The sequence below is a fragment of the Methyloversatilis discipulorum genome, from assembly GCF_000527135.1.
Classification (GTDB): domain Bacteria; phylum Pseudomonadota; class Gammaproteobacteria; order Burkholderiales; family Rhodocyclaceae; genus Methyloversatilis; species Methyloversatilis discipulorum.
Map to the genome: position 1 here is coordinate 1666597 of NZ_AZUP01000001.1, position 20727 is coordinate 1687323.

At 66.9% G+C, this 20727-nt stretch carries 22 protein-coding genes; all 22 read right to left on the reverse strand.

Annotated features, from left to right (window positions below; genetic code table 11):
• Window positions 1-120: 120 nt before the first annotated feature.
• The 22 genes from METFAM1_RS0107675 to gpW all read right to left on the reverse strand — a co-directional run bounded on the left by METFAM1_RS0107675 (window position 121) and on the right by gpW (window position 20362).
• Window positions 121-636 carry a DUF2514 family protein gene (locus METFAM1_RS0107675; protein ID WP_019919026.1) on the reverse strand — a complete coding sequence of 172 codons (516 nt, stop codon included), beginning with the start codon at window positions 634-636 and terminating at the stop codon, window positions 121-123.
• Window positions 636-1148 carry a glycoside hydrolase family protein gene (locus METFAM1_RS0107680; protein ID WP_024300554.1) on the reverse strand — a complete coding sequence of 171 codons (513 nt, stop codon included), beginning with the start codon at window positions 1146-1148 and terminating at the stop codon, window positions 636-638. Before METFAM1_RS0107680 ends, METFAM1_RS0107675 begins: the two co-directional genes overlap by 1 nt.
• Window positions 1141-1377, reverse strand: a complete 237-nt coding sequence (locus METFAM1_RS0107685; protein WP_019919028.1) for a hypothetical protein — start codon at window positions 1375-1377, stop codon at window positions 1141-1143. The genes METFAM1_RS0107680 and METFAM1_RS0107685 overlap by 8 nt, the downstream gene beginning before the upstream one ends.
• 9 nt (window positions 1378-1386) lie before the next feature.
• Window positions 1387-2796 (reverse strand): hypothetical protein, encoded by a 1410-nt coding sequence (locus METFAM1_RS0107690; RefSeq protein ID WP_157256679.1) that lies wholly within the window; start codon window positions 2794-2796, stop codon window positions 1387-1389.
• A complete protein-coding gene (locus tag METFAM1_RS0107695; protein WP_019919030.1) occupies window positions 2793-3113 on the reverse strand; it encodes a hypothetical protein in 321 nt (106 codons plus the stop codon). The genes METFAM1_RS0107690 and METFAM1_RS0107695 overlap by 4 nt, the downstream gene beginning before the upstream one ends.
• A gap of 2 nt (window positions 3114-3115) precedes the next feature.
• Window positions 3116-3520, reverse strand: a complete 405-nt coding sequence (locus tag METFAM1_RS0107700) for a hypothetical protein (protein WP_019919031.1) — start codon at window positions 3518-3520, stop codon at window positions 3116-3118.
• Window positions 3517-5445 (reverse strand): hypothetical protein, encoded by a 1929-nt coding sequence (locus tag METFAM1_RS0107705; RefSeq protein ID WP_019919032.1) that lies wholly within the window; start codon window positions 5443-5445, stop codon window positions 3517-3519. Before METFAM1_RS0107705 ends, METFAM1_RS0107700 begins: the two co-directional genes overlap by 4 nt.
• The gene (locus tag METFAM1_RS0107710) at window positions 5445-6395 is read right to left on the reverse strand and encodes a hypothetical protein (protein WP_019919033.1); all 951 of its coding nucleotides are present in this window, start codon (window positions 6393-6395) and stop codon (window positions 5445-5447) included. Before METFAM1_RS0107710 ends, METFAM1_RS0107705 begins: the two co-directional genes overlap by 1 nt.
• The gene (locus METFAM1_RS0107715; RefSeq protein WP_024300555.1) at window positions 6395-6919 is read right to left on the reverse strand and encodes a hypothetical protein; all 525 of its coding nucleotides are present in this window, start codon (window positions 6917-6919) and stop codon (window positions 6395-6397) included. Before METFAM1_RS0107715 ends, METFAM1_RS0107710 begins: the two co-directional genes overlap by 1 nt.
• On the reverse strand, window positions 6916-9786 hold the full coding sequence (locus METFAM1_RS0107720) for a tape measure protein (RefSeq protein WP_019919035.1): 2871 nt from the start codon (window positions 9784-9786) through the stop codon (window positions 6916-6918). Before METFAM1_RS0107720 ends, METFAM1_RS0107715 begins: the two co-directional genes overlap by 4 nt.
• Window positions 9787-9890: 104 nt before the next feature.
• Window positions 9891-10271: a hypothetical protein gene (locus tag METFAM1_RS0107730; protein WP_019919037.1), complete on the reverse strand. Its 381-nt coding sequence runs from the start codon at window positions 10269-10271 to the stop codon at window positions 9891-9893.
• The gene (locus METFAM1_RS0107735; protein ID WP_019919038.1) at window positions 10268-11029 is read right to left on the reverse strand and encodes a phage tail tube protein; all 762 of its coding nucleotides are present in this window, start codon (window positions 11027-11029) and stop codon (window positions 10268-10270) included. The genes METFAM1_RS0107730 and METFAM1_RS0107735 overlap by 4 nt, the downstream gene beginning before the upstream one ends.
• Before the next feature lie 11 nt (window positions 11030-11040).
• The gene (locus tag METFAM1_RS0107740) at window positions 11041-11403 is read right to left on the reverse strand and encodes a phage fiber-tail adaptor protein (protein WP_019919039.1); all 363 of its coding nucleotides are present in this window, start codon (window positions 11401-11403) and stop codon (window positions 11041-11043) included.
• Window positions 11400-14438, reverse strand: coding sequence for a sialate O-acetylesterase (locus tag METFAM1_RS0107745; RefSeq protein ID WP_051102785.1), 3039 nt, complete (start codon window positions 14436-14438; stop codon window positions 11400-11402). The genes METFAM1_RS0107740 and METFAM1_RS0107745 overlap by 4 nt, the downstream gene beginning before the upstream one ends.
• A gap of 12 nt (window positions 14439-14450) precedes the next feature.
• Window positions 14451-14957, reverse strand: a complete 507-nt coding sequence (locus tag METFAM1_RS0107755) for a hypothetical protein (RefSeq protein WP_019919040.1) — start codon at window positions 14955-14957, stop codon at window positions 14451-14453.
• A gap of 11 nt (window positions 14958-14968) precedes the next feature.
• Window positions 14969-15409 (reverse strand): hypothetical protein, encoded by a 441-nt coding sequence (locus METFAM1_RS0107760; RefSeq protein ID WP_024300558.1) that lies wholly within the window; start codon window positions 15407-15409, stop codon window positions 14969-14971.
• Window positions 15406-15741 (reverse strand): hypothetical protein, encoded by a 336-nt coding sequence (locus METFAM1_RS0107765; RefSeq protein ID WP_019919042.1) that lies wholly within the window; start codon window positions 15739-15741, stop codon window positions 15406-15408. The genes METFAM1_RS0107760 and METFAM1_RS0107765 overlap by 4 nt, the downstream gene beginning before the upstream one ends.
• Before the next feature lie 5 nt (window positions 15742-15746).
• Window positions 15747-16763: a major capsid protein gene (locus METFAM1_RS0107770; RefSeq protein WP_024300559.1), complete on the reverse strand. Its 1017-nt coding sequence runs from the start codon at window positions 16761-16763 to the stop codon at window positions 15747-15749.
• 34 nt (window positions 16764-16797) lie between these two features.
• Window positions 16798-17163 carry a head decoration protein gene (locus tag METFAM1_RS0107775; RefSeq protein ID WP_019919044.1) on the reverse strand — a complete coding sequence of 122 codons (366 nt, stop codon included), beginning with the start codon at window positions 17161-17163 and terminating at the stop codon, window positions 16798-16800.
• Window positions 17164-17202: 39 nt separating this feature from the next.
• Window positions 17203-18531, reverse strand: a complete 1329-nt coding sequence (locus METFAM1_RS0107780) for a S49 family peptidase (RefSeq protein WP_024300560.1) — start codon at window positions 18529-18531, stop codon at window positions 17203-17205.
• Window positions 18528-20096: a phage portal protein gene (locus tag METFAM1_RS0107785; protein ID WP_019919046.1), complete on the reverse strand. Its 1569-nt coding sequence runs from the start codon at window positions 20094-20096 to the stop codon at window positions 18528-18530. The genes METFAM1_RS0107780 and METFAM1_RS0107785 overlap by 4 nt, the downstream gene beginning before the upstream one ends.
• A gap of 17 nt (window positions 20097-20113) precedes the next feature.
• On the reverse strand, window positions 20114-20362 hold the full coding sequence (gpW, locus tag METFAM1_RS0107790; RefSeq protein ID WP_019919047.1) for a gpW family head-tail joining protein: 249 nt from the start codon (window positions 20360-20362) through the stop codon (window positions 20114-20116).
• Window positions 20363-20727: the final 365 nt, after the last annotated feature.

Below are 20727 nucleotides of genomic sequence, written 5' to 3' on the forward strand. Positions count from 1 at the left end.
TCCCTGACGCGGGCGATCGTGGCCAGCAGCCGGTAGTGCTCGCGCGCCAGCGCGAACAGCGCGGCGGCCTCATCCGACCGGTAGCCCGACCGGAACAGCCGGGCCGCGAACGTCAGTGCGTCACGGACGCGCATCCGGGGGCTTCAGCGCGTCGTAGGCGCGCTCGCAGGCTCTGCCGGCGATGTGTGCTTCGTCAGCATGTCGAGCAATTCCTTCCGCAGCCTCATCAAGCCGGCGCTGCAGGTCGGCGAGCAGATCGGCGGTGCTGTCGGCTGGCGGGCTGCTACCGGCAGAGGCGGAATCGCTGGCGGTGGCACGACAACCGGCGGTGATGGCTGCGATACGCCGGCGCAGGCTGACACCAGCATCGGCAGCGCCAGCAGCGTCAGCGCGCGCGCGATCGCGGTCGGCTTGTGTTTCATTCACGATCTCCCAGAGTGCGGAAAAGCGGCGCGTTTCTTCGGCGCGGCGCGCGGTGATAGCCTCGCTGGCGGTGCGCTCCAGCACGACCAGCTGCTGCGCGTGGTCGCGTTGCGTGCGGGCGTGTGCGCCCTGCTCGACGGCGAGGCGGTAGGTCTGCACGCCGGCCAGGGCGAGCGCGGCCACCAGAAGCCAAGGGAGTGCGCGGGCGAGCATTACGCCCCCTGCTCTGCCAGGCATTTCGCGTGGCGTTCCTGCTGCCGCGTCCAGACGCCCGGACATCGGCGGTTGCCGGGTGTCGAACAGTCGAAGCCGGCGGCGAAGCGGTACCGGAGCAGCGCGTCGCACGCGGCGCGATAGTCGCCGGTCATCAGAGCCCGGCGCATGCTGCTGCTCGACCAGGTGGCCGCCCCGTACTGATAGACAAAGTCCATGTAAAGGTCGTACTCGCCCTGCGTGAGCGCAACATCGGGCAGCGACGCACGAAACGCGCGCTCTTCGCGGCTCAGGTGCGCATGCAACGTCATCAGCGCGCGCACCGGGTCCGTTCGGTCGCCCATCTTCACCGGTGTGCCGTCGGTCTTGAATGTGCTGCCGAAGCCGACCGTCGGCCGGTCGTCCTTCGTCGGAATCATGGCCTCGCCGACGTAGCCTTCGCCCACCGCCAGCGCGACGATGAGCGCAGCCGAGGCCGACAGCCCCGAGACTGCCATGCGGAACTTACTCATCTGCGTCCTCCCGATCCGTGGCGCGCCGCTTTCGCTTCTGCACCCACCCGCGTTCCTCGGCCCAGTTACGGCCGAACCGGCGCCACCACAGATCGAGGATCATCAGCAGCGTGTAGAGCGCGGCCAAGGCGGCCGCGATGTCGGTCCACGATGTGATCGCGATCGCGCCCCAGGCGCTGGCGACCTTCGCGGCTCCAACCGTGATGTCGTGCTGTTCGGCAGTGGCCATGGCTTCCTTTCAGATGAAACAGACAGGGACCGACGACCAACTGCTGAGGGCGCCGGTCCGCGGGTCGCGGGCGATGTAGACCGGCACGTCGCCGATGCCCGCTACGGTTACGGGGTCCGGCGCAGTCGGCGTCGTGCCAGCAGGATGTCGAGCGGGCTCGATGGTGTAGATATCGCCGACGGCATGAAACGGCGCGAACATCTTTTTCGAGAACGCCAGAAGGCCGAAGGTCTGCGCCGTTTGCTGATTGATCTGCGGCAGGTACAACTGGTCGCGGATTGCCGTCATCGTCGATAGGCCGACGCCGTTCCAGTTTGGCGCCATGCCGAACGGGAATCCGGGATTGCCGGACACGCCGTCGGATGTGCCGGACCACGATTCCGTGAGCAGACCCGCACCGCCGTAGGTGTAGGTCGCCGAGGCTGTGTATTCGAGCAGCGATGTCTGGCTGATCGTGCGATCCATGCCGGCCACCGTGTGCACATAGTCGCGTGTGCCGGTCTCGTCACGCTGTAGCGACAGCGTCAGGAACTGCACCGCGCCGCCGTCTCCGTACCAGCACGACAGCAGGCGATCGGCGAGAGTGAATGACGTGCTGACCGACTCAACCCCATTCTTTGCGATAGCCACGAAGTTGTCGCTTCCCGGGACGCCAGGCCCCTCGGGCGCGATCTGATAGGGCCCCAGCACGTCCCCCTCGAACTCGCGCCAACTGACAAGGATCGGAGCGACACCGCTCTCGGAAAGTGATGAGCTGATTGCTCCGAGACACTGCTCACTGCTGCGCACCAAGGTGACGGTCGGCACTGGCCAGCCGTCACCGCCTTGCGATAGCGAGCATTCCACGACGATGGACAGGCCGAGCATGCGCCGATGAAGACCGGGTACCGGGTCGAACGGCGACGAGGTGCGCCGCGCGATCAGCGCCTTCGAGCCGTCGCCCGATACATCCCATATCTGCCACGGACCCGCACCGCCGGATACGGTGAAGCCTGCGAACGACGATGTACGCGCCGTTTCGGGCGCCGCCCCTATCTCACCGTAGGGCACAACTCGGATGAACACCGACGTCAGCGGCGCTTGATTGATCAGCTCGATGAGGAACGTGCGCTTGCTGCTGTTGCGCCAGAACCAATAGCGCAGCGTGTCGCCAGGCAGCAGCACCTCGGGTATCCAGACCAGCCCATCGGCGAGGTCGGCCGCGGCCTGCTCGGGTGTGCGAACGATGTCGGGTACGCCGGCCAGGCGCACGGCCAAGCAGTCGGACATCAGATCGAAGGGGGGAACGATCGACACCGTCGCGCCATTCGGCCGCGTCAGGACATTGCCGACGCACAGCCCGTGCAGCGAGTTGCCGAATATCACCTGATCCGCGAACGGGCCGGCCGGCTGGTGCAGGCTGTCGAACACCATCGTCACGGCGGCGGCTCCTTGAACTCCAAGCGCTGGCCATTGGTGAGCACGATCGCCTTGATCGGCCGCACGCGCATGCTGATGGTTCCGTCGCTGCTGAAGATCGAGCGCTCTTCGTAATACTCGCGCGTGGCATACGACAGTTCGACGAGGTTGTTACCGCCTGAGCTTTTCCCGCCGCCGGACTTGCTCTTGCCCACCGCTGGCGGCTTCGCGCCCTGCGCGGGCTTTGGCTCAAAGGGCGGGCGCGTGCCCTGCGTCATGCCGGCGCCGGTGAGGTCACGTGCGCCGATGCGTTCGAGCGCCTTCGAGATGTCGCCCACGGCTACACCGCCGACTCGATGACGTTGTTCACCGCCAGGCCGAGGTCGGTGTAGTCGGTGCCCACCGTGCCGCCCGAAGTGTCGAAGCGGATGTGGATCGGCTTGGCGTTGCCGGCGCCGCCGAGCACGGTGTGGCCGAGGCTGAGCGCTGCGCCGCCGGTGGCCGACGTAAGGCCGCCCGAGGTCGCAGCGAGCTTGATCGACCCCGCGGCGAGGCCGGAGCCGCTGGCGCTGTCGGTGATGCTGACCTGCACGTTGGCTGATCCGGGTGCCGTGCTGTCCTGCAACTGCTGGCCGCTCGATGGGCTGCCGAAGTAGATCAGCCTGTCCCCCTGGGTCGAGAAGTGGCGCAGAGAGCCAGCGAAGGGGATGGTCAGTCCGGCGTCTGCGAAGAATCCGAAGCTCATGGGATGGTTACCTCGAACAGGTCTTGAGGGATTGCGACTGCGTAGCCGGCGGGCTTCGCCAGCGTGATCGGGTCGCGCACGGCGGCCTCGATCCCCGGCGCTTCAATACTCAGTGCATAGGGATAGGCCGGGGCATTGGCGTCGAACTCCGCGCCCGCTTTTGCATTGGTCGAGTAGCCGATCATGTTTGCCTCGTCGAACTCCGGCGCGCCCGACACTTGCCCGATGTACATGTCGCATCGGCAGCCGTAAGCCGAAGCGCCAGGCACGGGCGTCGGATCGACCGGAGCGGCCGGCGCATCGACGGGGTCGTCGTCCTGCAGCCCGACAGCCGAAAAGCCCGAAATGGCGATCGCGAACTCGGTATCGTGCTCGCCGGTTTCGATGTCCATGCGGTGCGTGACGACGACCACCTTCCCGAGCGCATGCACTTCGGCCGTGTCGATCTCGATGCGCCGGCGCGGGTCGATGCCGGCATGCAGTGGCGTCATCGCTGACACGCGCGTGTCGCGGTGCGCGGCGAGGATCTGTCGTCGCGCCTGCGCCACCAGCGTGCGCACGGCGTTCTGTGCAGCATCGCGATCAGTGCGACCGGCGCCGCCGTAGTCGAGAGACACGTCGCCAGTGGTCGGCAGAGTCAGGACCGGTTCGGCATCCGGCTCACTTAGCCATACGCCATCATCGAATTCCGCATCGAGTACGGCGCCGTTCGATGATTCGCGCGACAGTCCGAGCGCATCGATCGATGCCTGAGCTGACACCGTCAGCCGGTATTCCTCCGTCACCCACTGGACCCAGCGACTCGCAAAGCGCGCGGCGAACCCCAAGGAAAGCTGCGGGGCGTCCGTCGCGCTGATGACTGTGTAGACGGTGCCGCCGCTGCCCGATGATTCGTAGGTGCCGGGGTCGACCGGCACGATGTTGATCTCGCCGAGAAGCTGCCACCCCTGCGGGCTCGACAGAGCCTGTTCGATCATGTCGCGGTTCAGCAGGTCCAGACCCTGCGACGTGTACTGATTGATCGTGCGCTCAAAATTGGCTGACGCAACGCGGGCGCGCAACCGCGGGAATCGGTACTGCAGCACCGTCTCGACCTCGTTGCGGATGTTCGCCCGGCCGGCCAACTCCACGCGCAGCGAACCGAAGATGATGTCGGCCTCGGTGAGCACGAGCACCGGGTCGTCCTCGATGTTCCACGGCGTTACGCGCGCCGCCTGGTACGGGTCGAGGTCGAGCGAAGCGGGCACGCTGGCGAGCCGGGCATCTGCGTACTGCAGCATGTCGGACGACTCGCCGCTGACAGCTTCGGAGTAGTAGCCGCCGACGTTCGTGTCGACCCATTCCTTCGGCAGGCTGCGCACGACCTGCTGCAGCTGGTCGGTGCACTCGAACGACACCAGCCGCTCGGTCACGTCCAGATCCGGCACGTCGACAACGCCGGTGAAGAGGCGGCGCGCGTCGATCGCGTTGCCGGCGGCGTCCTGCTGCGCGATGTCTATGGTCACCGCCGCGCCCGTCCAGTCCGGAAGCGTGAGCGGGCCGGGCGCCGGATTTATGCTGAAGGACGCGATGCGGGCCTCTCCCTCGTCGGACTCGATGCGGATCTCACCCGTCAGGCGCGCGCTGACATCCACGCCGCCGAGTGTAACGACGGGCCGCCAGCGCGACGGGCTGGTGATCGTCGACGACTGCACGGTGATGATCAGCGGCAGCGCGATGTCGATCTCTTCAACGACACTGATGCGCAGCGGCAGCGCGACAGATCGCGCCTGCACGCGCGTGATGCGCAGCGGCAGCGCGATCGACTCGGCTTCGACGACAGTGATGCGCAGGGGCAGTGTCAGCGCCCCACCACTGGGGGGCGGACTGTCGTCGAGCGGACCCGAGCCGTACGTCGCCGACCCGTATGTGTGCAGACCGTACATCAGCCGTGCATCGCCGAGCGAATGACCACCGCCCAGTGCCAGGTTTCACCGGCTGCTCCGGTGACGAGCACATCCACCACGCCAGCGAGTTCCTGGTCGCGGCCGGACTCGATCGGATCGCTATTGACGCCGATGTCGATACTGCACGTCACGCCCGCACTTGCGGCGATCACCTCCGGCGTGGTGGCATCGACGATCACTGGCGCAGCGGTCTCCCCAAGCCGCATCACGCCCGCTTTCATCGTCGCGGCGTACATGGCGTTCGTGGGAGAGGTGCGAAACGCGACCACCTGGATATCGAGCAGCATTGCGCTGATGGCCGGCGGGGCAAAGCCTATGCCCCTCGCGCTGCGGGCTGGCGACGGTTCGTCATTGGTCGTCGTCGCGGCGCCGGCCCATTGCACCCCGTGTGATGCCGAGAAGCCCGAGCACACCGACTCCATCACGCCGCCCTGAGAGCGTGCGCCGACCGCGGTTGCGCCAATGGCCCAGACACTGGTGATGGCGCCGAGGGCAGTCCCGTCTTCCTGGAAGACCAGCGCGCCCGAGCCGAGCGCTGTTCCGCCCTCGATGTCCTCACGGACTTGTGCGCCCAGTGCCGGGGACCACGCTTCGACGTGTGGCGTAACGGCTGCCGCCGAGAGCGCACTGGCGACGATGTACATGATTGCCGGGTCGGGGTCGCCGGCGATGTTGATCCGCGATCCCGACGCCGAAGAGGCGGTGACGGTCGTGCGCTCCAGGTACCCGCCGGACGTGATCCGACCGACGCCAAGTTCCCACGCTGCACCATCTTCGATGCGATACGAGATGCCGATGGGGAGCGACAGGCCGAGCGTGTCGATCACCGCACTCACAGCCCGATATCCCGGTGCCGCGCCGCTCATCGACTGCACCTCGTCGGTGCCAGTGCTGTCGATGATCATTGCCACTTGATCGAGAGCGAGCATTACTGTTCCTCAGCAGAGATTGACCACGAGCATTCGGCGCCGCCCTGGTCGAAGGATTCATCGGGCGGGCTGGCGATCACGGTGAGTTGCGGGAAGTACCAGACCGCATAGCTGACGGCGCCAGCCACGGCGGTGACGGCGGCAACGTGTGCTGCGATCGACACAGCGGTTTCGACCTCTCGGCCGTCGGCGAGGTGGGCGTGCGCGAAGGGCTCGTAGCCGGCGTCGGTGCGTCGCGCCACCGGCAGGGCGATGGACGTGCTCTGCGAGCGGATCGCGCGCGGCAAGCCACACTTGAGCGTGAGCGGGCCGGTGTAATCGAGCGCATCGAGGCCGAGCGGGCACCAGCCGTTGCCGCTCAGCGTGACCGCCAGCTTCTGCCACTGGGTCTGCTTGAGGGCAGCGCCGTTCATCATGCGGCGCGTGGAAGCGCCGCCGGTGACTGTGATCTGCTGCTGCAGGTCAAGGGCGGCGGTCATCGGCACGACGACGCCCCCGAGTTCAAAGGCACGTCCTGCGTTCATCTGCCCACCTTCAGCGCTTCGCGCCGCAGTTTCTGTTCGAGGGTGCGCGAGGTCGCGCGATCGATCTGCACCGGCACCTGGCCGACGCCGGGGATGTTGAAGAAGGCCGGCTGCAGCGCGCGGTTCTGCACGGCGCTGGACAGGCCGGCGGTCGCGCGCGAGGCGCTTTCACCGATGGCGCCGCCCATGGCGTAGCGCGGCAGCTGCATGTTGTTGATGGCGTTCATGAAGCTGTCGCCGTAGTACTGGGCAGCGCGCTGGCGCACCATGAACTCGCCATTGCTGCCCCACATCAGGATGCTGTCCGACGTGCCGGTACCGGGACCTCGCAGCTTTCCGCCGGTAGCCTTCTTCGGCAGTTCGCCAAGGATCTCGCCGACGCGCTTTTCGTCGGCGCCACTGCCGCCAGCCGGCACCGTCACCACGGGCAGCACCACGGGGTTGTTCTTCAGCTTCTCCTGCAGTGCGGCGACGAGCGTATCCAGGCTCGCAGCGGCGCCAGCCTGGTCGAAACCCACGCTGATGGTCTTGAGCCATTCGGCATCGGTGCGCAGCTTGTTGATGGTCTCCTGCACAGCGGAAACCTTTGCTTCTTGAGCCTGCTCCGCACCCGCGAATGCCTGATCCTGTAGCGCCTTCACCTGCTTGGCGAGGTAGCTCAGCACGTCAGCGCTGGACCCGCCGGCTTTGTCGATCTCGTTGATCAGCGACTTGGCCCTTTCGCCAGCCCGAATCGCGTCATCGAAACTTCCGGCAGCCAGCGACTGGCGCGACTTCGCGATCTGCGCCTGCACATCGCCGGTATTCGCCTCCCTGTCCTTCGTGCGAGGTTGCTGCAGCGATGCAATGAAGTCATCGTTCGCCTTCAGCGCCTGCTCGCGGTTTCTGCGGACCTTCTCCAGTGACTTGTTCGCGTCGTCGTAGGCCTGAAGCTGGGCGCCGAGCTTCTGCTTCAGTGTCGCCAGCACCTGGTCTTTCGCCTGCGCTTGGCGGGCGTTGAAGTCCTGAATCAACTGCACGCGGCGGTTATTGATGTTCGCCAGTTCGCGCAGGCTGTCTTCGTAAGTGCGCGCGTCGCGCGCGGCGTCGATGGCCGACTGTGGCGTGACGTTGCTGTTCGCGGCGGCGCGGTTCTCCAGATTCGAGCGGGCGCGGTAGTACTCGGCAGCCGACTTCAGCCGCTCTTCGTAGGCCGCGCGCTCGCTGGCGCTGAGTTGCGCGATCTGCTCCGAGTTCAGGCGGACAGCGTCCTTCGCGAAGGCCGTGGCTTCCATCACGGCCTTGTTCTCGGACAGGAATTTCTGGTCGTCGCGGGCCAGCTTCTCGGTCACGTCGCTGTACTCGCGCATGGCGGCGACCAGTTCGAGGATCTTCTGCGTCGACATGCCGATGACGACAAGGGCAGAGCCCTTTCCGATGACCGACAGGAAGCGCTCTGCCGCGGCTGTCGCGAGCGCGGTACCGGCGCCCGCCGAGGCCGCTGCAGACGCCATGGTGAGCAGCGAGCCATTCAGCAGCCCCAGCGCGCCGGCAGCCTTGACCACCGCCAGACCGGCGATGACCGGCGCCAGGGCCTCCAGCGCACCCGCGAGGGCGATGGCAGCATCGGTGACCGCCGCGATGATGTTGATGGCGTCCGACATCACGTCGGACAGCTTCTGCGCGAAGGCGTCGAGGTCGCCGTTCTCGGCCGCCTCTTCGATGCGCGCCAACAGGTTTTCGATCTGCAGCGCGACCGTGTCCATCACTCCGGACGCCGCGATGCGCTGCTGGAACTCGGTCAGCCGGTTCGTGATGCGGTTGAGCTGCGCGCCCAGCGAATCCGACGCAGTTTCGAGGCTGCCGCCGACGCTGCGCTCGAGTTCGGCGGCGAACTTCGGAAGGAAGTCGGCGGCGACCACCTCACCCTTCTTCAGCATGCCGTCGAGTTCCTGCGTCGTGACGCCGATGGCGCGGGCCGCGATCTGGAAAGCACCCGGGATGCGCTCGCCCAACTGGCCGCGCAGTTCCTCGGCCTGCACATTCCCCTTGCTGATCATCTGCTGGATGGCCAGCAGCGCGCCCTCGGTCTGCTCGGTGCTCAGCCGCATCACCGTGGCGGCGGAGGCCACGGCGCGGAAGATGTCGCGCGTGGCCTCACCTTCCAGCGCGGTGCCGCGCGAGGCAGCCGCCAGCTTGGCGTAACTGCGCGCCGTGGTTTCGAGTTCGAGGCCCAGTTCTTCGACCAGGGCACGCACCCACGACAGTTCCTCGCCGGCACGCGACACGTCGCCGCTGAAGGCGAAGTCGAACTGCACCTGCAGCGATTCGGCGGCCAGGCCCTTTTCGATCACTGACTGCACAGCCGACAAGGCTGCGCGCGCCGCTACCGCCGCCGACACGACACCCGCCAGCTGCGCGGCGACACTACTGCCCGCATTCACCCCCGCCGCCGCCACTCCGTTTAGTTCTGCCCGCAGTTCGTTCACGCGCTGCTGCGCGATGGCCGACACGCGGGCGATTTCGGTAGGCCCGGCTGCTGATGCCTTGACGCGCTGAAGCGCTGTTTCCACGCCCATGATCTCGCGGCGAAGTTCAGCTGGCCCCCGCGCATTGAGTGTGCGGTAGGCATTCGACAGGCCGGCCGATGCTGCGCCCAAGTCTCGGGTGCGCACCACCGCTCCCTGCAATTCGGTGTTCAGCTTCTCCACACGCTGCTGCGCCGCCGCTGTGGCGCGCGTGATCTCGTCAGGCGCCGCGCCGCTGGACTTGATCTCGTCCAGCGCAGTGCGCACCGCCTTCAGGTCGCCCGCGATGGTTTTCACATCACGCAGGCCCAGCGTCTTGAACGCCAGGGTGAGCGAAACGTCCTTGTTCAGCGCCGTCATGCGTCAGCCGCCCTTGCCCTGGGCCTTCTTCGCCACATCGGCCGCGCGCAGAAAGAGCGCGTACGGGTAGCTCCACACATTGGCGTGGCCCAGCTGCTCCAGCATCAGGGCGCCTCGCTCAATGTCAGCCCGGACGTCATGCGTTCGACCAGGTCGGCTGCCCACTGGTCGAGCACGGCGAAAAAATCCGGGTTCAGTGCCTTCACCGTCTCGAAGACCGCGCGGAACTCCGACGGCGTGAGCCGGCTGCACCGCGCGTCGTCCAGATCGGTGAAGCGCTTCAGATCGCTGATCGAGAAGCCGCCCAGCACCGACGCGACGAACAGGTCGCCGCGGTCCGGCGACTCGGCACCCACCGCGGCGGCCTGCTCGCGGCCTTCGGCGCCGGCAAGGTGCGCACGAATCTCCGCAAGGGTGATCTCGCGCACCTTGACGATGCCGGCCTCGCGGGTCGGCACCTCGCTGACCGCAGCAAGCTGCGTCATGCCGCGACGCCCAGTTGCTGGATCTTGAAATACTTCGACAGGCCGCTGCCGATGATGGTGGCGTCCTCTTCCATCGTCATCGAGAGCGAGAGGGTGCCGAAGTCGTCGCCGATCAGCGACACATCGCTCGACAGACCCAGCTTGACCTTGTAGAAGCGCGCAGTCACGGGCTCACCCGAAACCGCGTCTTCCCCGATCAGCCGCACACTGACCAGAGGCGCCGACGAGATCAGCGCCTGAATGTCGACGACGGAACTGGCGGTATAGCTGATGGTGATATCGGCGTCCGCAGCGAGGCCGACAGTCGTCACCGTGTCCTTGAAGCGGATGCCGGCGCGCTCGACGACGTAGTCGTCGGTATCGACAACGGTCGCACCGACCTCGACGACGGGCGCGACGGTGGTATCGATCATGCGGGCGGTCATGACGAAGGTGCCAGCGCCGTGGAATACATGCGCCTCGTCGGCGACCACACCACCGGCAACATCAGTGGCGCTGCCCCACAGCGCCAGCGCCATGTTTTGCGGGTTGAAGTTGCGCGGATCGATCTGACCGGTGACTTCATTGACGCGGTCGGCCGAGGCGTAGGTACCACCCGCCGCCGAGCGATAGTTCGGCAGGCGCCGCTGCTCGACGTCGTAGTTGAAGCTCAGCGTCGATGCGTTGCCGATGTCGCGGAAGTTGCGGCTGTCGAACGGGATGGCCGGGTCATACAGCGCGATCTCCGGGATGCCGGACAGAATTGAGGCCTGCAGCATGGTGTGTCCTTTCAGGTGGTGGTGGGGTTGATGACCCGGCGGTACTCGTTCCACCGGCTTGCGACTTCAACAGGCAGGATCGCGGCGCGCGCCAGCGTGTTGCCCTCGCTGGTGCTGGCGATGCAGGTCAGGCTGTAGGTGACGCCTGGCAGGCCACCGACGAGGCGCTGGAGCACGCGGCCGCCTTCGATGACAGGCGCGCCGGACTTGATCGAGTTGGGCGAAGCGTCGGTGCCGGCGACGACCTCGACGGTGATAGACGGCGTGCCGCTCAGCGTTTCGCCCTCGGCCAGTTCTCGCGCGAAATCGAACGCGCAGGCGAACGCTTCTTGCGGGTCCTTGAACGGCCAGCGCGCGGCGTGCGGGGCGCTCATGCAACAAACTCCCTTCGAATGGATGCGCCAGCGACGAAGCGCTTGCGGACGACGAGGTCAAACACCTCGCCGACTTGCCAGCGGATGACCAGGTCCGATTCAGATACAGCGATCAGCGACCACGACAGGTCGAGGCTGTTCGCGGCGACCAACTGCGCGATGACCTCCCAGCGCGCGGTGATCTCGCGCATGACGCCGGTGACGATGTCCCAGCGCATGTCGGCGTCGGCGCCGACCGAAGCAAGCAGCGACCAGCGCGCGCTGATGGACTGCTGCACGCGCGCGACGAGCGACCAGTGCAGGCTGAGCGACGCGGCGACGACGCCAACAGCTGCAGCCATGTCCCATGCGAGCACGCTGTCGGCACTTACGGCAGTGACCAGACGCCAGGCCGCGGCGAGGTCGGACTGCACAGCCGACACCATCGCCCAGCGCAGCGTGCCGTCGGCGGCGATGGTCTGGACGACGTGCCAGGGCAGCGGGATGTCGCGCGCGACGGCGTTGAGTAGATGCCAGTGCATAGAGGCGTCGGCGGTTACCGGCGCCAGCGCGGACCAGCGCAGCGCGACGTCGGCCGACACGATGCCCAGCGTGGCCGCGATGTTCCAGAGGGCGGTGACGTCGGACTTGACCGCAGCGAGCATTGACCACTGCAGGGTCGCGTCGGCCTGCGCTGCCTGCAGCAGCTTCCACGCGATGAGCTGCGCCTGCTCCACCGACTGCTGCTGATTCCAGGCAAATGCCTGGTCCGCGGAGACGATGGACTGCAGCGCCCAGCGCGCGATGAGATCGGCCGATGCCGGCTGAAGCATTGACCAGCGCAGCGCGGCGTCGGACTGGACCGGCTGAAGCAGTGCCCAGCGGATGGCGGCCTCGACAGATACGGCGGATTTCAACGACCAGCGCAGCTGCGTGTCGGACTGTACGGGGGCAGTGACATAGCCCAGCAGCGCGGCCATGCGCTCGGCAATCGTGATGATCTCGGTGCTGCCCTCGAAGTGCAGCGTGTCGTAGGCCGGCGTCGGGTCATCGAGGTCGAGCACTCCCGCGACGTGCTCGTTGCTGAACAGGCTCGCGATTGCCGCGCGCAGCAGCACGCCGTTGTCCTTCGGCGTCGGGTTCGCCAGGCAGGGCATCGTCAGCACCCATTGCGCGGTCTGACCGGCCGCAGCGAAGGCGTCCATGATCTCGTCGAGCTTTCCGGCGTACAGCGTCGGATCGTACGCGGTGCCGGTCGCGGTATCGGACATCGAGCCTTCGCCTTGCCACCACAGCACATAGCGGAAGCTGCCAAGCTTCTGTGCGGTAGCGAGCATGGCGCCGTAGAGCGTGCCGGTGTTCGAGGGGCTGCCGGCGTTCCACTGGTCAATGTTGGTGCTGCCCCGCGCGGCCGGAACAACACCGATCGGCACACCAGACTCCATCGCGAGCGTCGCGAGGTGACCGTAGTACGACCCGTCGCCCGCGCCACCGGCGTTGAAGGCGGTGTAGACCGCGTCCGACGGGATGTGGAACGGCTTTGCCGAGGTCTCGAAGTTCTCGCGCCAGACGTGCGCGAAGTCGAATTCGACGGCCTTCCAGGTCGGGTTCGCCGCCGGCGCGACCGGCTGCAGGTAGCTCGGCGACCAGCCGGCGGCGTTGCTCTGCCCGGCACAGAGGTACAGGTCGCCCACGCCGACGTATGACAGTGCGGCCGAGACGGACGGGTTAGCCGCGAAGCGCACTTCGAGCGCGCCCTGCGCCGGACCCTGCAGCGTCACGACCTCATCGAACTCGCCGCCGGTCGGGGTTGCATCGAGCGTGGCCCAGCTGCCGCCGTTGTAGCGCCACTCGATTGCGCCCTCGGGGTCGCCGTCATACGTGCCCGTGACGCGCACGCCCGTCGCCTGATTGGCGCCGTCGCGCTGGAACAGGCGGTAGTCGACTGCGCCCATTGGGTCCGGATCGGCACCGATCATCGGCACCGTGAACGCAATGGCGTCGGCCTCGACGGTGATGTTCGCGACGTCGGCCGATACGATGCTGGTGTTGTTGCCGTAGCGCGCGCGCAGGGCTGCGGCAGACGCTACAGCCAGCACCGCCGCGCCTGACCATGTGCCGGACGAAGCGCTGAATCCAGACAGCGTCACCCAGGACGCTGCGCCGTGCTGCACATCGACGCCGGTTGGCGCGGTGCCGGTGTACGTGCCGGTGATAGTGGTCGTGGTCGGGACGCTGCTACCGGCGGCCGGCGAGGTGATCGCCAGGCTGTCGCTCTCGACCTCGTTCGCCTCCAGCGCCCAGAAGTCGCGGCCGACGTTGCGCGTCGCCTCGTCGTCAAGCGACGACCCGCCCCAGAACCGGACACCGTGGATCGCGACGTCGACGACCGCTGTGGTGCTCTGATTCCACGCGATGTAGATCCGCTTCGCACTGGTGTCGGTCCAGTCCGTGCTGTCGCTGCCGGCGTTGTAGCGCGCAACGAGGATGCTGGTCGGCGTCGCCTCCTGCGTCCAGACGTTGGTCACGCCGCCGCGGCGACGGAACCACAGAATGACGGTCTTGTTGACGCCGTAGATGGTGGCGGTGACGGCTGTGCCCTCGCCGGTCGAGCTGTTCGCGTTCAGGAACCAGCCGTTGCCGTTGCTCTCCGAGATCGTCAGATCGACCAGTGCGGTTCCAGCGTCATTGCGGATGACCAGCGCCTTGATCGTGTTCGTGCTGGTCGGCAGGGTCGGACCGGTCGTGAAGATCACGGCGACTTGGAAGTCGCCGGTACCGACCTGCATGCCCTGACCGGTGAACGTCAGGTTGCTGTAGCTGCCCGACGCGCCAGAGCCACCCGGTCGAACGCCCTGGATGCCGTTGTAGATCGGATAGCTGCGGTTGCCGCTGACCGTCAGCGAGGGGGCTGAGCCGCCGCCGAACAGGAATGGCTGTGCCTCCGGCAGGCTGCCCATGCCGGTGAAGTCCCAGGCGAGCGTGATCCCCGCCGCCGCCGGGTTATCCGGATTGCGCGCGAGCGGCAGGGTCCGCTGATCGTGAGCGACAGCCATCTGAACGTGCCGTTACGCCGCCGTATCGCCCTGCACGCGCAAGGTGACCTGGTCGTCGTTGTACGCGGCGGCATCGGCACTCACGATGCGCTTCACCCACACGGCGCGGTGCTCGCCGGCCGGAATGGTGCCGAGGGCGAGCGCTGCGCCGAGATTCGCCGCTGAACTGAAGGTGACGCCCGTCGGCGCGGTGGATTCGTTCGCGACGGTCTGTTCCGTGCCATTCACGGCGGAGCTGCCGACGGCGATCTCGACGCTGGTGTCGGCGCTGGGCGTGTTGCTCTGGATGTAGATCACCGCGTTTTCCAGATCCAGCGTGGCGTGGGCGTTGTGCACGTAGAAGCAGCGGTACTCGGTATCGCCGGCCGCCGATTCGGCGCTGCCGACGATGTCGAACAGGTTGTGCAGGCCGGTGCCGATTTCGGTGCTGCTTTTCGCGCCGCCCAGCGAAGCATTGGGGTCGGTGTTCGAACCGCCGCCGGACAGGCGGAACTCGATGTCAGTGGGTGCGATGGGCACGTGATGTCCTTTCAGGTTGCGACAGCCACGAACTCGAGTCCGAAGCCGCAGGCATGCGACTCGACGCCCGCTTCGGGGAACATGGCGGGGGGGTCGATCGGCATGAGGGGTTTGGGGAAGCCTTCGGGGCGGTAGCCCAGCAGCGCGCCAAGCACGCGGCCGCACAGGTCGGACAGCTGGGCCGAGGCCGGGCCCGACGGGTCGTGCTCGGTGCCTTCGCGGCCGGCGACGATGACGTGCCACTCAGCGCGCAGGCGCGCTTCGCGCGGCAGCGGGCGTTCACTCGGCACGACGCGGAAGCCGACGAAGCGCAGGGCGACCATGGGCAGCGGGAGCTGGCTCAAGTTGTCCGGCACGTCCTTCCACGGCAGCACTTCGGCGTCGGGGAAGCGCTCGCGCAGGCGGTGCAGGATGAGCGGTTCGGCGTCGAGCCAGTTGCGGTTCGGGGTCATGCGCAGCCCCGCTTGCTGTTCAGCCAGGCGATGCCGCGCGTTGCGGACAGCAGCCCCGTGTCACTCACGACATACTCCGCCGCGGTAACGCCACGCACGACAGTGATGGACTCGCCCTTGCCCAGGCGGGGCAGATCGGCGAGCAGGTACTTGATCGCCTCGGTGAACTTGCCCGAGAAGGCGCCGTGCTCTTCCAGCCCGAAGATGACCGACACCTCTTCGCACGCCGGCTCGCCCGTGGATGGAAACCACGTGGCGAGCGCGTCCGACAGCATCGACTGCGTCTGACGGTCGATGTCGTCAAGCACGGCGGCGAAGGGGGCGGATCCCATTGCTATCAGGCCAGCTTCGCGCGCTGCAGCATCAGCGGGCGCGTGCAGATGTGCAGCGGGTAGCTGAAGATTTCCGGCTGCACCCAGGCGTTGCGGTCCTTGTCGCGAACGATCCAGGTGTAAAACTCCTGACCCGGGGTGTTCACGAAATCGAAGGTTTCGGCCGGCGACTGCGCAACCTGGAAGACGTCGGTGGCATTGACCGGGTAGAACTTCGCCAACGTCGGCGAAACCGCCACGGTGCTGTTGTCGTCGGTACCGCGGTAGTTGTGGAAGGTGATGCCGCCATAACGGAACGACTCGAAGGCGTTGCCCTCGCGCAGTTCGGCTGCCGCCGTCCAGTTCAGGTAGGTCTGACGTACGTTCGCGTGATTCGTCAGCGCGTCGTAGAAGTCGTCGCCGGCCAGGCAATGCACCTGTGTGACGCCATCCACCCATGAGCCCTCGGAAGCGCGAGCCATGGCACGAACAACCGCCGTGCACTTCTTGCGCACGTCAGTGGTTTCGACATCGAGTTCGAAATCGATCTCCGCCGGCTGCGTGATGCCCCATTCGTCGTACCAGTTGCGGATGACCGTATTGTCAGCGTCCAGGACGATGCCCTGCACGGCGCCCAGGCGCATGCGCTCCAGCGTCAGTTCGAGATCGCGCAGCAGATTGGTCTGGCGACGCGCAACTTCTTCGATCACCTGCTGAAGCTCGGTGCTCGAACCGAAGGCGCGGATGCCATCGACCTCGGCTGCGAGCAGCTTGTCGCCCTTGGCAAGGCGAACCGTGCGGAAGTCGCGGATGTCGCGCTTGTCGGCGTCGGCAACCTTCGGCGGCGCCCCGCGCTCGCTGGTCTGGATGACCGAAAGCTTGCCGTTCTGGCGCTCGATCGACACCGATGCCGTGCGCACCGGCTTCGGGGTGAAGAGGTTCTGCGAGCGCAGGAAGGTGGGCAGGTGCGGGCGCTTGTTGATCGCCGCCGTCATGTCGACCATGTTGAAAGCACGGTCGTTGAAGATGTCCATGTGAGCCATTGCGGGGTCTCCTGATGTTCCGTGGGTCGCCCGCTCAGCGGACGATGATGCCGAGGGCGGCGAGCGCGGTGATGGCCGCGGTCTTGTTCGGCGCGCTGATGCCGGCCGGCCAGGTGAGGGCGAGGCCCTTCACTTCGCTGTCGCGCGCGGTGTAGACGGCCGCCTTGTCGGCGGACGTGGCGTCGACGTCGTCATAGAGCACGCCAGCGGCGGTCTGCGAGCCGTCGGACGCGCCCGGCGTGAGCACGGTCAGCTTGCTGCTGGCGGTGATGCGGCCCAGCACGGTGCCCGGCACCAGCTTGTTGCCGGCGAGCAGCGTGCCGACTTCGCGCGAGCGGTGGCCATTGGCCTCGCTCAGGATGTATTCCGCGGTGTGGCGGCCTTCGGTGAGAACAGTCATGATTTCGTCTCCAGTTCAGGTGGATGGGCAGGCAAACGGTCAGGCCGTGCCGTGCGCGCGATCCCACATGGATGCGATCGCCTTCGGGTCGGACTCCGAGCCCTTGGACTCGCCCGCCCGGACATCGGGGTTCGGCACGTTGGCCATGGCAGCCGCGAAGCCATTGGCAGCACCGGCGGCCGGCGCGGCCTTCGGGGCAGCGGCGAGAATCGCGGCCGACTGCTCGACCGACAGACCGGTGCTGACGCACTGCAGGGCCAGCGCGCCGCGGTCCTTGGCTTCGTCGTGCGACAGGATTGCGGATGCACGTTCGCGTTCCGCCTTGGCACCTTCTTCGCGGCCGCGGGCGTGCGCGGCGTCCAGATCGGCCTGGGTGAAGGTGGCGGCGGGCGCTTGCGAACCCGCCTGTGCTTGGGTGCCGGACATGGTGGTGTCTCCTTTCTGCTCGGCGGTGGCTCGGGCGGGCTGCCCGTAGGAACGAGTCGGGCGGCGTGCCGCCAACTCGGAAATCAACTGGTCGGTGGTCGACACGCGGTCCGCCAGGCCGGCCGCGACGGCGGCGACACCGCGGAACACGCGCGCTTCGGTCTTGCGGATGCCTTCGTCGGTCATGCGCGGGCGGTGCTGCAGCACGGCGCCCACGAACTGGCTGTAGAGGTCGTCGACCTCGGCCTGCAGCTCAGCCTGCACGGCGGCCGACAGCACCTCGAACTGATTGCCGTCGACCTTGTGGGCACCGGCGAAGATGTGCGTCACCTTGATGCCTTCGTTCGCCAGCAGGCGCGACACTTCGACGTGGCGCATGACGACACCGATGGAGCCGGCATAGCCGGTGCGGCTGACCACCACTTCATCGGCTGCGGACGCGCCCAGATATGCAGCGCTGGCGGCCATGCCGTCGGCGATGGCAATGAGCGGCTTCTTGCCGCGCAGGTCGAACATGCGCTGCCCGTACTCGAAGGCGCCCTGCACTTCGCCGCCCGGGCTGTCGTAGACCTGCAGCACGGCATGGACGTCCGGGTTCTGCATGGCGTGCTCGGTTGCCATGGACAGATCGTTGTAGCCCAGCAGCAGCGTGCAATCGGCGTCGAGCTTGGTGCGATGGACGAGCGCGCCGCTCGCGGACACGATGGCCACGCCTTCGACGACGGAATAGCCGGGCCAGCCGGCTTCTTTCACGCGCTCGCCGCGACGGGTCGAGAACATTCCCGGCTCACTGCTGCCAAGCGACAGCGCCTGTGCGAGCGCGTCGTCGGAGAGGCCGAGCAGGCGCGGGCCGATGCCGGCCAGCAGCGCGTCCAGCGCCGGGGCATGCACCAGTAGCGGCGTGTTGAAGAGCCTTCCGGCGAGGTGGGGGTAAGTTTTCATGCGGCGGCGTCCTCGCGCTCTTCATCGCGCTCTTCATTGGGTTGCGGGTCGCGCTGGCTCGCCGACGGCGCCGGGGCGCCGGATGCGGACGGGATGTCCAGCGGAAGGCCGAGGCGCTTGCGTACGGCGCGCTCAGCGGCCTGCTGCTCCAGCACCTCTTCCCAGTCCAGCCCCTGTTCGGCGCACTCGGCTTCCAGCGTGGAAATGCCGAGGCGCATGCGGATGCCGGCGGCTTCGGCTTCCTTGACCGGATCGATCCAGCCACGGCCAGAGAAGATGAAGCGGCAGCGCGAGTAGGCGTAGCGCTTTTCGTAGAAGTCCGGCGCATCGACGCGGCCGGCGTTCACCGCCTCTTCCAGCCACAGTTCATAGACCGGGCGCAGCCAGACACGGATGAGCCAGGCGCGGCGGCCCATGAAGTAGCGCCAGGCTTCGAGCAGCGCGGCGCGGGCGCTGCTGTAGTTCGTCTTGCTGAAGTCCTTCAGCAGCAGTTCGTAAGGAATGTTCATGCCGGCCGCGATGTGGCGCAGCGACGCGATCATGAAGGCCTCGAACGCCGCATTCGGACGGCCCGGCGAGAACGGCGTGATCTTGGCCCCGGCCGGCAACGGGATGATGGCTGCGCCGCGCATCTGGCGCAGGTTCTGCGCCTGCTTGACCGATTGTCCCCACGCCTCACGCGGGTCGTCGCCGAACAGTTCGTTTGCCGATTCCTGATCGAGGTTCGATTCGAGGAAGGCAGCGACCAGCGCGTTCGACACAGCGGCTTCGAGTTCCGTGGCCTGGTACTTGCCAGCCATGTGGAACTCTTTCATTACCGCCGACACGATGGGCTTGCCGCGCGACTGGCCCGTGCGGTCCTTGTCATGCAGATGGATGACGCGGCGGCGGCCCCACGCCGTGGCGGCGGGGATGCGGTCCCATTCATTCAGGCCGCTGACGGTGAAGCGATCGCGCGCCATCGCGTCGCCCGGGTGACGACGGCGCACGTGGTATGCGACCGGGCGGCCGTAAAAGTCCTTCTCGATGCCGCCGCGGATGTCCTCGCGGTGCTCAAGCTGCGGGGGCGTCGACAGGCGGTCCGATTCGACCAGGGAAAGGCGGGTCGACCACTGCGACAGCGGGTCGGGCAACCACAGCGGCAGGGCCAGCGCGTCGCCGTTGCCGAAGGTGCCGCCCAGCGCCGAAAGGGTGAGACCCAGCAGATCCTGCTCACCGGCCGCATCGCAGTCGGTGGTGTCGGCCCACGACCGGAACAGTGGTTCCGTGACGTTCGCCCACTCGCGCGCCCGCTCGGGCTCCCAGCCCAGCAGCCGGTAATCCGGTACCGCGACCAGGCGCAGCACCGAACCGACGATGTTGTCCTTGAAGGTCTGGCCCGCACCGGCCGCGATGCCGTTGTTCCGGCCCAGATCGCGCGAGCGGGAGATAAGCAGTTCGAGGTCCGGCAGCAGATCGGAATCGGCACTGCCGGGGAACGGGTTCCAGTTCGACAGCGCGACATCGGTGCGCGACGCGCCGACGTGCGCCGTGTGCATCGACGCCGACTGAGACGGCGCCTTCATGCGAGCGCGAGAGCGCTTCACCGGCAACCACCCGACTGCAGGTAGATCGGGCCGCGGGCCGGACGCCCGGGCTCCTGCGTTGCCGTGATCGCCTGATTCAGTTTTTCGATGTAGGCATCGGCATCCACCACGCGTTGCTGGTACTGGATGCTGCGACCCTCGCCGCTGGCGCTGGTCGGGCCGGTAACGAGCTTGTGTCGCGCCTCGATGGCTTCGGCGAGCATCGATTGCAGGCGATCAAGCGGCAGGGAGCGGAGCGGGTCCATGACCGCAAGCGTCGCAATCGCCCGCGGTCATTTCTACTGGAACTAGTTCACTTTTTTAGTTCCGCCGAGTCGTCAGCGCTTATCGCTGCCCCCTCTTCGTCCCAATCGACGAGGTGCCACCACGCAATCTGAAAGCACCTCTGAGGCGTCTTGAACGGGAAGTGCTTCAGGTAGTGCATATGGGGCTTGATCGAGCACGCTGGGACTGGTGGCCCGTACTCCGGGCCGTCGCTATCATCGTAAAGGCCGTCGCAGTTCTCACAGTTGCGCGGAACCTCCTCGCCTGCGAAGTTGCGATCGTCTGCACTCAGCTGGTCGGTCGATTCAGACTGTTCGCCGCTGCTCATTGCTGCTCGCACTGTGGA